This window comes from Phaeobacter sp. CAU 1743, assembly GCF_039839315.1.
Lineage (GTDB): Bacteria > Pseudomonadota > Alphaproteobacteria > Rhodobacterales > Rhodobacteraceae > Phycobacter > Phycobacter gallaeciensis_A.
The window spans coordinates 32381-46730 of the sequence record NZ_JBDOQR010000020.1; the positions used below are offsets into that span (position 1 = coordinate 32381).

Below are 14350 nucleotides of genomic sequence, written 5' to 3' on the forward strand. Positions count from 1 at the left end.
TTTTTGTTTCGGCCTGTGTTGTCAGGCCTGTGTCATCAAGCCTGTGTCATCAAGTCGTTACAAAATCTTCACTGGAACGCGCGCCATATTTCCAATATTCATGAAATATGGAAAAAGAGATTCCCTCCCGCCTGACCACGCTTGGTCATCCACAGCGACTGGCCATTTTCCGGCTGCTGATGCGGCGCTATCCGGACCGGATGCCCGCAGGTGAAATCGCCGGGGCGCTGGATCTGAAGGCAAGCACCCTTTCCACCTATCTGTCTGCGCTGATGCAGGCGGGGTTGGTGACGCAGGAACGGGCCGGGACCTCGCTGCTCTACACCGTCGATATGTCAGCGGTGCAACAGACCTTTGACTATCTGATGCTCGATTGTTGTCGCGGGCGTCCGGACCTTTGCCTGCCCGCCGCCACTTCCCCCCAAACAGGACACCCCGCCATGACCGCGCGCAAATACAACGTGCTATTCATCTGCACTGGAAATTCCGCTCGCTCGATCTTTGCCGAAAGCATCCTGCGCGACCGGGCGCCGGATCGCTTCAACGTCTATTCCGCCGGAACCCGACCCCAGTCAGACCTGAACCCCTTCGCGGTGGAGGTGCTGCAATCCAAGGGGCACGACACCGCGCATCTGCGGGCCAAGAACACGTCTGAGTTTACAGGTCCTGGTGCGCCGCAGATGGATTTCGTTTTTACCGTCTGCAATCAGGCCGCCAATGAGGAGTGCCCGGCCTGGGACGGTCAGCCGATCAGTGGCCACTGGGGCATGCCGGACCCGGTCAAGGCCGAGGGCACCGATGCCGAAAAAAGCCTCGCCTTCCATCAGGCTTATGGCGCGCTGAAACGCCGGATCGAGGCCTTTACGGCGCTGCCCATCGAAACACTGGACCGCATCGCCCTGCAACACGCGGTGGATGATATCGCCAGCCAAGCACAGGAAGACACCCAATGACCACATATGCTTTGAACGGCCTTGGCCGGATCGGAAAACTTGCCCTGAAACCGCTGCTGGAGCAGGGCGCGCAAATCGCCTGGATTAACGACGCGCTGGGTGATCCGGAAATGCACGCACATCTTCTGGAGTTCGACACGGTGCATGGGCGCTGGGATGCAGAGTTTTCCCATGATGCAGACAGCGTGACGATCAATGACATGCGTCTTCCCTTCATCGGCACCTCCGATCTGTCCAAACTGCCGCTCGACGGCGTGGATGTGGTCATCGACTGCACCGGTGTGTTCAAGACAGAGGCCAAGCTTGCCCCTTATTTCGACGCGGGCGTGAAAAAGGTCGTGGTCTCCGCCCCGGTCAAGGATGGCGATACGGCCAATATCGTCTATGGCGTCAATGAGGGCACCTATGATCCGGCGCGCCACAGCATCGTGACGGCTGCCAGTTGCACCACCAATTGCCTGGCGCCTGTGGTCAAGGTGATCCACGAAAATCTGGGTATCCGGCACGGCTCCATCACCACCATCCACGATGTCACCAATACCCAGACGATCGTCGACCGCCCAGCCAAGGACCTGCGCCGGGCGCGCTCGGCGCTGAATTCGCTGATCCCGACAACCACAGGCAGCGCCACGGCAATTACCCTGATCTACCCGGAGCTGACCGGGCGCCTGAATGGCCATGCGGTGCGGGTGCCGCTGCTGAATGCTTCGCTCACCGACTGCGTTTTCGAGGTGGAGCGCGAAACCACCGCCGAAGAGGTCAACGCCCTGTTCAAAGCTGCCGCGGAAGGGGAGCTGGAGGGCATCCTTGGCTATGAGACCCGCCCGCTGGTCTCGACCGATTACACCAATGATCAGCGCTCTTCGATCGTGGATGCGCCCTCGACCATGGTGATCAATGGCACCCAGGTGAAGGTCTATGCCTGGTATGACAATGAAATGGGCTACGCTTGGCGCCTTGTCGATGTGGCCCTGATGGTCGGAGCCTCACTGTGAACCATCGCCCCGAGGGACTGTCGGCCTATATCGCGGTGACGGCGGCCTATTGGGCCTTCATGCTCACCGATGGGGCGCTGCGGATGCTGGTCCTCTTGCATTTTCACACCCTTGGATTCTCTCCGGTGCAGCTGGCCTATCTCTTTGTCCTTTATGAGATCGCCGGGATGGTGACCAACCTCTCGGCGGGCTGGATCGCGGCGCGGTTCGGGCTGGCGGCGACGCTTTATGCCGGGCTGGGGTTGCAGATCGTGGCGCTGGGCGCGCTGACGCAGCTGGATCCGGACTGGGTCATCGGCGCCTCGGTCGTCTTCGTGATGTGCGTGCAGGGGATTTCCGGTGTGGCCAAGGATCTGGCCAAGATGTCGTCGAAATCGGCGGTGAAACTGCTGGCGCCATCCGCAAACGGTGGGCTGTTTCGCTGGGTGGCGGTGCTGACCGGATCGAAGAACGCGGTGAAGGGGCTGGGCTTTTTGCTGGGGGCGGCGCTGCTGGCGACGCTTGGGTTCAGCTGGTCCATCATTGCCATGGCCGTGGTTCTGGCGCTGGTCTTTGCCGCTATCGTGACGCTGATGCCGCCGGGACTGCCGACCGGGCGCAAGGGCGCAAAGTTTTCCGAGGTGTTCTCGAAATCCGCCAATGTGAACTGGCTGTCAGCGGCGCGGGTGTTCCTGTTCGGCGCGCGCGATGTCTGGTTCGTGGTGGGCATCCCGATCTATTTTTACGCGGTGCTGTCGGATGGATCCGAGGCGGGCAACCGCGCGGCCTTCTTCATGATCGGCACATTCATGGCGGTGTGGATCATCCTCTATGGTGCGGTGCAGGCCGCTGCACCGTGGCTGCTGGGCGCAGCCAAACGGCCTGAGGGCGCCTTGATCCGCGCCGCGCGCGGCTGGGCGCTGGCGCTTTTTACCGTGCCTGCGGCGCTGACCCTGGCGGTCTGGATGTCGCCGGAGCCGCAGCCTTGGCTGACAGCGGTTCTGGTCCTTGGCCTTCTGGCCTTTGGGGCGCTGTTCGCGGTGAACTCTTCGCTACATTCCTACCTGATCCTCGCCTTCACCAAGGCTGAGCGGGTGACGATGGATGTCGGGTTCTACTACATGGCCAATGCGGGCGGGCGCCTCGCTGGTACGCTTCTGTCCGGGCTGACCTATCAGGCCGGGGGGCTGGCGCTTGTTCTGGGGACGGCGGCCCTAATGGTGGCGCTGTCGGCGTGTGCTGCAGGCAAATTGCATGTCGAAGGGGCGGAGGTTACGCCATGAGCATCTTTGAAAGATATCTGAGCGTCTGGGTCGCGCTGGCCATGGTGGCGGGTATCGTCATCGGCAATATCGCACCCGCGCTGGTGCAGATGATCGCGGCAGCGGAGCTGGCGCGTGTCAATCTGGTGGTTGCAGTGCTGATCTGGGCGATGGTCTATCCGATGATGGTCGGCGTCGATCCGGCCGCGGTGAAGGATGCTTTCAAACAGCCGCGGGGCTTGGGCATCACGCTGGTGGTCAACTGGCTGATCAAACCCTTCACCATGGCGCTGTTGGGGCTGTTGTTCTTCGAAGGCATCTTTGCCGATCTGGTATCGCCCGAGGATGCGCAGCAATACATCGCCGGTTTGATCCTTCTGGGCGCGGCGCCCTGTACCGCGATGGTCTTTGTCTGGTCGCAACTGACGCGGGGGGATGAGAATTACACCCTGCTGCAGGTGTCGCTGAATGATGTGGTGATGGTCTTTGCCTTCGCGCCCATCGTCGCCTTCCTGCTTGGCGTCACAGATATCGAAGTGCCCTGGGAGACGCTGGTTCTGTCGGTGATCCTCTTTGTGCTGCTGCCGCTGTTGGCCGGGATCTGGACCCGGAAAAGGCTGGGCAGCGCGGCGCGGATTGAGGGGTTTCAGGCCCACGTCAAACCCTGGTCGGTGATTGGGTTGATCGCGACGGTGACGATCCTGTTCGGCCTGCAGGGGCAGGTGATCCTGGACCGGCCCGAGGTTATCGCGCTGATCGCGGTGCCCATCCTGATCCAGTCCTATGGGATCTTCGCGCTGGCCTATGGCGCGGCCTTCGCGCTGAAGATGCCGCACCGGATCGCGGCGCCTTGCGCCCTGATCGGCACCTCGAACTTCTTTGAACTCGCGGTCGCGGTTGCGATCTCGCTGTTCGGGCTGAATTCCGGCGCCGCGCTGGCCACTGTGGTCGGTGTGCTGGTCGAGGTGCCGGTGATGCTGTCGCTGGTGGCCTTTGCCAACCGGACCCGCAGCCGGTTTCCCGGCAACGGGTGAGGGCACAGAGGGACTATAATCAGACCCGGCCCATGCCGATGAACAGCTGGCGATCCTGATCCTTGATCGCTCGACGCCCGTGCATGATGCGGGTATTGTCGAGCACAGCGATATCGCCGTCCTGCCAGTTGATCTCGGTGGTGCTGTCTTCGGCCAGTTCGCGCAGCTCCTCGATCTCTTCGGCGCTGACGAGGCTGCCATCTGCCAGCCGGTAGACGGGCGGCTCGTAATTGTGCGACGGACCCAAAACCGCATTGGCAAAACCCGCAGCGCCGGACAGGGCCGAGGGCCGCACCGGGTTCAGCGTGATGTGATAGGTGAGCGAGCCGTCCTCGTGCATGTCGAAATCCTGGTTCGGGATCGCTGCCTTGAATTGCAGGATATGCTCTTCGGTCACCTCTTCAGGTTCCGAGATCGCGGGGTGTTCATTGGCCAGGTAGCGTTTCCACAAAAGTTCCGGCAGCTTGCGCGAGACGGTCATCGGCTGGCTCCACCGGGCGCGCTGTGCGTCCGACATGCTGGCCAGCACATCACGCCCGTCGCAGATCGTGGTCTGCGAGCCTTCAAAGGCGGCCTTGGCGGAGTAGAAGGCGACGATATCGGGGCAGACTGGGGTGTTGCCGTTTTCGATATGCAGGCCGATCGGGCCAAGCCCGGCATCCACCATCTGGGTGTTGCGCTCGGAAAATTCCCGTGCGGGGTCAAAGGTGATGGTGCTGCACAGCTCGGCTGTCAGGGCGCTGAAGGCGGCCATGTCGACGTCAAAGCCCCGCAGCAGCGCCCAGCCGTCGCGGCTCAGATGGTCGCGGACGGCGGCAATGGCGGGGGCATCGATCTGGCTGCCGGTGCGCGCGGCGCGGATCACGGTATAGGTCATGTTTGGTCTTTCTACTTGAAATCAGAAGGGTCTAGGCGCGGCGCAGGCTGTCCAGGGCGGCGATGGTTTTCTCGGCGCGGGCCTGAGCCCCGACAGAGCGATCGACCAGCTGCGGGAACAGCCGCTGGACTTTGACAAAGAACCGCTCTTTGCCGCGGGGAAAGCTTTCGCGTTTGCCTTTGCGGATTGCCTCCCAGGCTTCTGCAGCCACCCGTTCGGCGCTGTCGAGCGTCATGTCCAGCGGTTCGATCAGGGCGCCGAATTCGCTTTCGGCGGCGGTGCGGGCGGCGCGCGGGGCGATGTAGGTGACGCCAACGCCGCTGCCAGACAATTCGCGCCGCAGCGCGTCAGAAAAGCCCCGCAGGCCGAACTTCGTCGCCGAATAGGCCGCGAAATAGGGGTAGGCGATATCGCCGAAGACAGAGCCGATGTTTGCCACGCGTCCCTTGCCTGCGCGCAGGGCGGGCAACAGATCCCGGGTCAGCGCGATCGGGGCCATCAGGTTTGTGTCCGTCATCGCCTGCAGCTGAGCGTCGCCAAGATCCGTCAGCCGCCCGACGGTCAAGCAGCCGGCATTGTTGATCAGGATATCAAGCCGCCCACCGACCTGCACCACCAGCCTTGCGCGATCCTCAGCAAGGGTCACGTCTGCGGGCAGGATGGCGCTCTCAGGCAATCCTGCGAGCGTGGCGGTCTCTTCCAGCTTGTGCCGGCTGCGTCCGGTGATCAGCGGCACATGGCCAAGGCGTGCGGTTTCCATCGTCAGCGCCCGGCCGATGCCGGATCCCGCGCCGGTGATGAGAACGGTCTTTTTCTGGGTCATGAGGCAAGGCTTTCGGCTGTCTGGGAAAGAGGCTGCGCCGGGCGGTCGTTGATAATCCGGGCGGCGACGGCGCGGTTCGGGGTGCCTGCCGCAAAGAGCAGGCCCGGCTCTGTCGGAGAGGTCAGGATTACCGCCGCAGGCTGCGCATAGGGCGGGATCCCTTCCAGTGCGGCGGCGATGTCTGTGCCGCTGATCGGAGCCACGGCGGCGACCACGAGAACCAGCGATCCGTCCTGGTGCAGACCAAGGGCCGAGCTGACGACGCGGGGATCGGCGTTGATCCTTTGCTCGACCCACTCGGGTGAGATGTTGCGTCCGGCGCCGGTGACGATCAGCGCGTCCTTGCGCCCGTCCACGATCAGACGCCCGTTTTCGATGCGGCCTAGATCGCCGGTGTGCCAGCGGGCAGGGGGCGGATCGCCATTGAGATACCCGGTCATCACGGTGGGGCCTGCGACGGTGATCTCGTCGTCGATGATCTGAACGTCGAGCCCCTCCAGAATCTCTCCGACGGTGCCGATGGCATTGTGTCCGGGGCGGTTCATAGCCACCACGGCGCAGCATTCCGACAGACCGTAGCCTTCGTGCGCCGGGATGCCGACAGCCTCGGCGGCGTGCAACAGCGCGGGCGAACTGGCAGCGCCGCCGACGGCCACGAAGCGTAGTGAGTTGGGCGCCCGGCCGTCCTTGCTGCTGAGGTCTTGAACCCAGCGCCCCAGAAGCGCGGGCGCCAGCAGGCTGGTGGTGGGCCTTTCGCGGGCAAAGGCGGCGGTCAATGGTCCGATTTCGGCGCCGAACAGAGTGCGCGTGGCGTTGAAGTCAAACCGGGTTTCCGCGCCCGCCAGAATGGGCAGGAAGATCCCGCAGATCTGTTCCAGAAGCTGCGCCAAGGGCAGGATCGACAGGTGGCGATCGCTGTGCGTCGGGGCCACCACGGGCAGCAGTGCATTCAGCGAGGCCTGCAACTGGCTGCTTCCGATGACAACGCCCTTGGGGCGCCCGGACGAGCCGGAGGTGTAGATGATCCGCTCTGCCTTGGAGGCTGCCGAGGTCGGGGCTGGTAGTGCTGCGGCATCGGTGTGGCTGAGCGACAGGAGGATCTCCGGCAAAGCGCTTTGCCCGGCGGTTTCGGGTGCGGTGATCAGCGCGCCGATCCCGGCGTCCTTGATCACATGGGCAATCTGCTCGGGCGCAAAGAAAAACGGCAGCGGCACCTGCCGACGGCCGGTGAGGGTTAGCGCCAAATCGGCCACGACATAGGCGCAGCCGCCCGGAAGGGCGATGCCAACGGTACGCGGCGCACCGTCCAGCCGCGCCGCAAGCGCGGTGACTTCGGCGGCAAGATCGGCCCAGGTCAGGCTGTCGCCATCGCCGGAAAAGGCAACCGTTTGCGGGCGCTCTGCCGCGTGACACCACAGGGCCTCGAATACCATGTCCATTATGCAGCGCCTCCCTGAAGGCCCGGCAGTGATGCAGGCGCAGCGGTGCCGGGCGTCAACAACGCGAGATCCGTCTCGGTCTCGATAAAGGCGCAGACCCAGGGATCAGTGTCGTAATAGCTGCCCCAGTTGGCTGGGTCCGCCACGCGGTCCGCCGCAGCGGCGCAAAGGGGGATATAGCCCAGCCCGGTGCGCGTCAGCAGGCGGCGCAGGGGCAGGGTGGCAGTGAATACGCCGCAGACCACGCCCTGCTGCCGTCCCCAGTCGATCATGCGGTCGAGCAGGGGCAATACCGGAAAGGGCGACACCGAGGCCAGGGATGTGACCTCCATGATCTGGCTGGCGTGGATATCGCGTCCGGTGCGTTCCTTCAGGACCTCGCAGAAATCGCCATTCAGGTAGCAGTCCGAGAAAAACCCGTCCTGCGCCGTGCGGATCCCGGCGGCGCAGAGGATCTTACCCTCTGCGTTGGAGGCTGCTGCCAGAACCGGGGCAAAGCCTTTGACCTGCGCCGCATAGGTGGTGTCGTAAACGTCACGGATATGGGCCTCAGCGGCTTCACGGCCGGGAGAGGTCGGCGTCAAAAACTCAATTCGCATGGAGCGCCTCGCTTGGATTTCCTGTTGTCTAGGGAAATCGCCCGCCAGGCTTACAGCCCGCTTACAGGTTCGCAGAACCATGGGCGGAGGAGGTCAAGTATCTGTGATGTTTTATGAAAATTCGATGCTGAACCGGCTGCCACCGCCATCCCGGTCAGCAATGTCGACCCGGGCGCCATGGGCCTCGGCCACGGCCTTTACAATGGCCAGGCCAATTCCTGAGCCCTTGCCTTGGCCCGGCTCGGAGCCGCGGTTGAAGCGTTCGAACAGCGCCTCACGTTCCGTCTCCGGCACCCCGGGACCGCGATCCAGAACCGCGATGCCGGGTGGATTTGCCATGACGCAGATTTCAACCACGGTTCCGGCGGGCGAATAGATCAGCGCATTGCGCACGAGATTGTCCAGCGCGATGGCCAGAAGGCCCTCATTGCCGCGGATCCGGACGCCCTTGGCGCCGGTTACGGCGAGGCTTTTGCCCGCGCGGATGGCGTTCGGGGCCTGAGCGCAGGATATCTGCACCGCCAGATCGTCCAGAGCAATCTCCTGAAAGGTCGAAGGTTCCAGCGCATCGGCCCGGGCCAGATCGATCAGCTGTTCAAAGATCTGCTCTAGCTGTTTCAGATCCTGTTTGAGGCGTTGGCGGACCTCGGCGTCACCGATGGTATCGACGCTGGAGTGCAGCACCGCGAGAGGGGTGCGGACCTCATGCGCCACATTGGAGGAAAACTCGCGCTGCGACCGGTAGCCTTTTTCCAGCCGGGCAAAGGCGCTGTTAACGGCAGCGACGAGGGGCACGATCTCGGACGGCAACCCTTCGGGCGAAAGGCGCTGGTCCGGGGCGTCGGGGCCGATACTGTCGGCCTGCTGCATGACGCGATCCAGCGGCCGCAGGGAGAGCCGCGCCGCCAGCAGCGCCGATGACAGTACCAGCACCGCGCCAAGAATGATCCAGATGATCTGCTCTTCTACCTCGTGCCACATGGCATCAAAGATGCTGGTATCGGCGATGGGGGCATAGGCCGAGGCAAGGACGCAGATCTTCAGCCCTGCATTGATGCCGCACAGAGCCATGCCGCGCCGCTCTCCCGGCAGGTCAATCTCGGCTGCGGTGCCAAGCGGCAGCGGTGCAATCTGCGCCTTGATCTGCGGAGAGGTCTCACCGCCCGCGAGCAGCTCCATTTCCGGGCCAAACACCGTATAGCGATAGGCACCCTCGGCGCCGCGAAACCGGAGCGATTGCACCGGCAGGCCATAATTCTCCGCCTCCGGGTCGGCCTGAACCAGAACTTCGTTTGCTTCGCGCAGCAGGGTCTCTTCGAGGTTTTCTTCCAGATGTTCGAAAAACTCGGAGATCAGGATCGTGACGGACATTGCGATGGCAAGCAGCAGCGCCAGGACGATATTGACTGTCAGCTTGCGCTGCAGTGAGCCCGGTCCGCCAAGGGGGGCATGGGCAGACTGGGTGAGGGCGGCCTTCATTGACCGTCGTCTTCCATCAGGTAGCCGATGCCCCGCAGCGTGTGGACGGTGCTTGCGGCGCCCAGATCCTGCAGTTTCTTGCGCAGCCGGTGAATCGCGACTTCGATGGCGTTCGGCGTTGGCGGCGCATCAAATCCGTAAAGCGCGTTCTCAATGCTGTCCTTGGACAGGATGCGCCCCTTGCGGCGCATGAAGACCTCCAGCAAATCCAGCTCGCGACGGGAAAACCGGGCGGGCTGGCCAGCAATCTCAACGGAACGATCGTTGGTGTCAAAGCGGATGTTGCCAAGGCTCAGCTTCAGCCCCAGCGCACCGCCCGGGCGGCGCAGAACGGCGCGGATGCGGGCGATCAACTCGCTGCTGTCAAAGGGTTTGACCAGATAATCGTCAGATCCGGCGTTGAGGCCCTTCACTCGTTCGTCCAGTGCATCACGGGCGGTGCAGATGATCACCGGCGTGTCGGCATTGGCCTGTTTGATCCCATCAAGCACCGACAGCCCGTCCATGTCCGGCAGGCCCAGGTCGAGGATGATCGCGTCATAGGAATAACTGCGCGCGGAATGCACCGCATCCGCGCCAGTCGCCACCCAGTCGACGACGAAATCATTGCTTTCAAGGCTGGCACAGGTGTTTTGCGCCAACCTTTCGTTGTCTTCCACATAGAGAAGCCGCATGGGCTGCGATCCTATTTGCGCAGGTAGGTCACGGTTGACCCATCATCGGCCTTGAAGGAAACATGTGCAAGGTCTCCGTTCTGATCATACCAGACATCGCGTTCGAGATCGCCTGAGATACGATAGTGATGGGCGCGCAGCTGGCCGCTGCGGGTGGGGACATTCTGAACACCCAGATCGATCACCCGCACCGACATGACGCTGCCGTCGATGGTGTTGAGCAACTGGCGGCGTTTCAGAATATCGTCGTTCCACAGGCTTGCGGGCAGCAGGCCGCGCCCCTTTTCGCTGATCTGATGCGCGTCGCCGTCATCATCGGTGGCCGAGCGGATCGAGGTCATCTTGCCATTTGCCCATGTCTCGACGCTGTTCTGCTTGAAGGCATAGGCATTGACGCGGATCAGCGGGATCTTGACGGCGATATCGGTGACGACCTGAACGGAGTATTTGGCAGCAGAGCCGGAGAAGCTGTAGCTGAGCTCTCCGATGTCCTTGCCCTTGCGAATGACGTCAAAGCGCAATGCGCCCTGGCTGGGTGGGGAAGAGGCCAATACCGGCGTTGCCAGCCCGATGGCTGTGACCAGAACGGCGAGTTTCCTGAGGATCTGCATGACACGCTCCTTGCGATATTTGTACAGGGTTGGCGCCCGATATGGGTGGTGCCGCTTACGCGAACCTTACGGGCGTGACCGGGGCATGGGCCGTGCGTGGCGATAAATGCAAAAAGGGAGCCTGCGTTTGCAGGCCCCCTTCAGGTTCTGGGATTTTTTTGGAGTTACTCGGCGGGCGAGGGTGCTGCGCCGGTTTCCGGGTGGTGGTGGTGCGAGCCCACCGGCCGGATCAGGAGGTTGGCAAAGAAGGCCACAATCAGCAGAGCCGCCATGCAATACATGGTCGTATTGTAAAGGCTCGGCGTCGGATCGACGATGCCCTGCGGTGCGATCTCCATCAGCTTGGCGATTGTCACCGTCTTGGCGGACACCAGAGCGTCCAGCTGCGACACCGGCGCGCCAAAGGCAGTTTCAAAGGCCTGCGCATCCACCTTGGCGGCCAGATCGGTGATCGCATTGTTCACCGACATCTGACGCAAGGACGTGATCGCAAGCGGACCCAGCACACCAGCGGTGGACCATGCGGTCAGCAACCGGCCGTGAATGCCGCCCACGTGCATGGTGCCGAACATATCCGCCAGATAGGCCGGGATGGTGGCAAAGCCGCCGCCATACATCGAGAAGATGATCATCGTCGCGACGTAGAAGCCGATCAGATAGAACATCGACGGGTTCGCGGCGCCTGCAGTGGCGAAATAGGGGATCGACAGGTACAGGATCGTGCCCAGGATGAAGAAGGCGTGATAGGTGTTCTTGCGCCCGATGAAGTCAGAGGTCGAGGCCCAGAAGAAGCGGCCGACCATGTTGAAGACCGAAATCATCAGAACATAGGTCGAAGCAAAGGCCGCGGTCACGATCAGCGGCATGGTGGTGCCGTAGATTTCGGACATCATCGTCTTGGCGACGCCGATCACACCGATGCCAGCCGTCACGTTGAAGCACAGCATCACCCACAGCTGCCAGAACTGCGGTGTTTTCAGCGCCTGGTCGATATGGACGTGGTTCTTGGTGATCAGACCCGAAGCGGCCGGTTTCGGCTCCCAACCTTCGGGTTTCCAGCCCTCTGCCGGAACGCGATAGCTGAAGGAGGCGATGATCATCACAATGAAATAGACGATGCCAAGGGTCAGGAAGGTGGAGGATGCGCCGGTGTCGCCGGTGCCAACCACATAGATGCCAGCCTCGCCGCCGCCGGGCAGGGCTGCCGCCTGGGACGCCGATGCGATGACGACCTCAACCATGCCGTTTGCGGTCTGGGCAAACACTCGGCCGCCTTCGATCACGGTGTCGATGGCTTCGCGCGTGCCAAGGTATTCAGGTGCCTTGGCATAGATGGACAGCAGCCAGCCTTTGACCGGGGCCGCGATCATCGCGCCGCCGCCAAAGCCCATGATGGCCATGCCGGTTGCCATGCCGCGACGGTCCGGGAACCAGCGCAGAAGGGTTGAAACCGGCGAGACATAGCCAAGGCCCAGACCGCAGCCGCCGAGGGCGCCATAGCCAAGGTAAACGAGCCACAGTTGATGGCTGGCGATCCCTGCCGAGCCGATGAGGAAACCGCCGCCCCAGCAGAAGGCAGCAACGGTGCCGACCATGCGCGGGCCAACTTTTTCCAGCCATTTGCCGGCAAAGGCAGCAGCCAGGCCGAGGAACACGATGGCGACCGAGAAGATCCAGACCACCGAGGTCAGGCTCCAGTCGTCAGCAGCGGGGCTGACAACGCCCAGCTGGCGCGTCAGAGCAGGGTTGAATACGGACCAGGCGTAGACCGAGCCGATGCACAAGTGGATGGCGATCGAGGCCGGGGGTACCAGCCAGCGGTTGAAGCCGGGGCCTGCGACGATGTTTTCCTTCAGCAGAAAGGAAAGCGGCCCCCGATTGGGTGCGGAACTCATATGGATTATCCTCCAAATTATTGACCGGCTGGCGTCTCTCTCCTCCCCGAGGTCGGCTGCCGAAGCTGGGCATGCGAGCGCATGCGACATGGTAGTCTTCGGCTGTTGTGAAGGGGTGCGTCAATGTTTTAAATATAAAAAACAATAACTTACGCTGACGTTTTGTCGGAGCGCTATAGTCGCGACCCGGGACAATTTGGACATTTTGGAAATTGTTTCCCAGCCAGGGGGTAAAATTTGCGCCAGTTTGTCCGGTTGTTCAATTCGGTAAAAATATGCGTGATCAGGTACCAGCAGCGGTTTCGGCAGAGGGCGCCAGAGCGCGAGGGGATGGACGATTCCCGGCTTACAATCCCCAGGAGGCGCATTTGCGGTCGATGGTCTTTCGCGAGACGCCCAGCCTGCGGGCGGCTTCCGAGCGGTTGCCATCGACAGCCTCCAGCGCGCGCAGGATCTCGCGCCGCTCGATCTGATCCAGCGGTTCGATCTGGCCGCTGCCGTCCGCCGGGTGGGCCAGCGTTTCCAGGGGAAAGCTGCCAAAGATCAAAGAGCGCTCGATGAAGTTGCGCAGCTCCCGGATATTGCCCGGCCACTTATGGCGCAGCAGGGCACTGCGGGTACGGGGATCGATCTGCAAGGGCGCGCGGGTCAGCTGCTCGGCGATCTCCTGCACGAACAACTCGGCCAGTTCCACCACATCGGTGCCGCGCTGGCTCAGCGGGGGCATCACCGCTTCGATCACATTGAGGCGAAAGAACAGATCCTCGCGGAAACGCCCGGCGGCGACTTCGTCCTTCAGCGATTTGCTGGTGGAGACGACAAAGCGCACATCCAGCTGGGTGCTGCGTTCGGTGCCAACAGGGCGGACCAAGCCATCCTCCAGCACCCGCAACAATGCCGCCTGCGCCGACGCGCTGAGACCTGCGATCTCGTCCAGGAACACGGTTCCGCCCTGCGCCGAGGGCAGCAGCCCCTCGCGTCCACCTTGCGCGCCGGGGAAGGCGCCGGGCGCATGGCCGAAGAGTTCGAATTCTATCATCTCTGCCGGAATGGAAGCGCAGTTGATCGGCACAAAGGGATGCGCCGCCCGGTCCGAGGCTGCGTGCAGGTGCCGCGCCGCGACTTCCTTGCCGGTACCAGAGGCGCCGGTGATCAGAACCGGCGTGCTGACATCGCGGACCTGATCCAGCACCCGCCGCACATCGGCGATCGCATCCGAGCTGCCGATCAGTTGGTTGCGCAACCTGCGCCCGGTGTCGGCGCTGTTCAGCTCGTGCAGCAAAAGGGCGTTCTCGCGCCGCAGCTGAGCCATCTGGATGCAGCGTTGTACCGCATTCAGCATTTGGTTCGAGCGGAAGGGCTTCAAAACAAAATCCGCAGCCCCGGCGCGCATCGCCTCGATCGCGGTTTCCAGATCCGCATAGGCGGTGATCATGATGGTATCGGTAAACCCGCCGGCGCTGCGCTGATGGGCCAGCCAGTCGATGCCCTTTTGACCGGGCATGATGTTGTCCAGGATCATCACATCGAAATGCCGCTGGGCCAGCAGCTCTCCGGCTTCTTCGGTCGTCGCGGCCTCAGCGACCTCTCGGCAGTGGGGCGCGAGCGTTTTGACCAGGAAGTTGCGCATGCCCGGTTCGTCATCCACCACCAGGATGCTGGCCTGCGCCAGTCGGTCGGTCAGTTCGTTTCCGCTCTGCGCTTCTGTTGCCTGTGCCACCGCAGGTCTA

The 14350-nt window shown here is 62.6% G+C and carries 13 protein-coding genes; 4 read left to right on the plus strand and 9 right to left on the minus strand.

Going from position 1 to position 14350, the window contains the following annotated elements; translation table 11 throughout:
- The first annotated feature begins 107 nt into the window (after positions 1–107).
- The 4 genes from AAFO90_RS09940 to arsB are packed head-to-tail and all read left to right on the plus strand — an operon-like array spanning position 108 to position 4223.
- The gene (locus tag AAFO90_RS09940) at positions 108–953 is read left to right on the plus strand and encodes a helix-turn-helix domain-containing protein (RefSeq protein WP_347509295.1); all 846 of its coding nucleotides are present in this window, start codon (positions 108–110) and stop codon (positions 951–953) included.
- Positions 950–1948 (plus strand): ArsJ-associated glyceraldehyde-3-phosphate dehydrogenase, encoded by a 999-nt coding sequence (locus AAFO90_RS09945; protein WP_347509296.1) that lies wholly within the window; start codon positions 950–952, stop codon positions 1946–1948. Before AAFO90_RS09940 ends, AAFO90_RS09945 begins: the two co-directional genes overlap by 4 nt.
- A complete protein-coding gene (gene arsJ / locus AAFO90_RS09950) occupies positions 1945–3210 on the plus strand; it encodes an organoarsenical effux MFS transporter ArsJ (RefSeq protein ID WP_347509297.1) in 1266 nt (421 codons plus the stop codon). Before AAFO90_RS09945 ends, arsJ begins: the two co-directional genes overlap by 4 nt.
- Positions 3207–4223 (plus strand): ACR3 family arsenite efflux transporter, encoded by a 1017-nt coding sequence (gene arsB, locus AAFO90_RS09955; protein ID WP_347509298.1) that lies wholly within the window; start codon positions 3207–3209, stop codon positions 4221–4223. Before arsJ ends, arsB begins: the two co-directional genes overlap by 4 nt.
- A 19-nt stretch (positions 4224–4242) precedes the next feature.
- Here arsB and AAFO90_RS09960 read toward each other — a convergent pair whose 3' ends face one another.
- The 9 genes from AAFO90_RS09960 to AAFO90_RS10000 form a co-directional block, all read right to left on the minus strand.
- Entirely contained in the window at positions 4243–5100 is an 858-nt protein-coding gene (locus tag AAFO90_RS09960; RefSeq protein ID WP_347509299.1) for a TauD/TfdA family dioxygenase, read from the minus strand.
- Between the two features lie 31 nt (positions 5101–5131).
- Positions 5132–5923: an SDR family NAD(P)-dependent oxidoreductase gene (locus tag AAFO90_RS09965; protein WP_347509300.1), complete on the minus strand. Its 792-nt coding sequence runs from the start codon at positions 5921–5923 to the stop codon at positions 5132–5134.
- Positions 5920–7362: an AMP-binding protein gene (locus AAFO90_RS09970; RefSeq protein WP_347509301.1), complete on the minus strand. Its 1443-nt coding sequence runs from the start codon at positions 7360–7362 to the stop codon at positions 5920–5922. The genes AAFO90_RS09965 and AAFO90_RS09970 overlap by 4 nt, the downstream gene beginning before the upstream one ends.
- On the minus strand, positions 7362–7961 hold the full coding sequence (locus AAFO90_RS09975) for a thermostable hemolysin (protein ID WP_347509302.1): 600 nt from the start codon (positions 7959–7961) through the stop codon (positions 7362–7364). The genes AAFO90_RS09970 and AAFO90_RS09975 overlap by 1 nt, the downstream gene beginning before the upstream one ends.
- Before the next feature lie 111 nt (positions 7962–8072).
- The gene (locus AAFO90_RS09980) at positions 8073–9440 is read right to left on the minus strand and encodes an ATP-binding protein (RefSeq protein ID WP_347509303.1); all 1368 of its coding nucleotides are present in this window, start codon (positions 9438–9440) and stop codon (positions 8073–8075) included.
- Positions 9437–10114, minus strand: a complete 678-nt coding sequence (locus tag AAFO90_RS09985) for a response regulator transcription factor (protein ID WP_274832381.1) — start codon at positions 10112–10114, stop codon at positions 9437–9439. The genes AAFO90_RS09980 and AAFO90_RS09985 overlap by 4 nt, the downstream gene beginning before the upstream one ends.
- Positions 10115–10125: 11 nt before the next feature.
- Positions 10126–10725, minus strand: a complete 600-nt coding sequence (locus AAFO90_RS09990; RefSeq protein WP_065270950.1) for a DUF6134 family protein — start codon at positions 10723–10725, stop codon at positions 10126–10128.
- A gap of 164 nt (positions 10726–10889) precedes the next feature.
- Positions 10890–12620 (minus strand): OFA family MFS transporter, encoded by a 1731-nt coding sequence (locus AAFO90_RS09995; RefSeq protein ID WP_347509304.1) that lies wholly within the window; start codon positions 12618–12620, stop codon positions 10890–10892.
- A 346-nt stretch (positions 12621–12966) separates the two neighbouring features.
- Complete coding sequence (locus AAFO90_RS10000) at positions 12967–14340, minus strand: sigma-54 dependent transcriptional regulator (RefSeq protein ID WP_347509306.1); 1374 nt, start codon at positions 14338–14340, stop codon at positions 12967–12969.
- Positions 14341–14350: the final 10 nt, after the last annotated feature.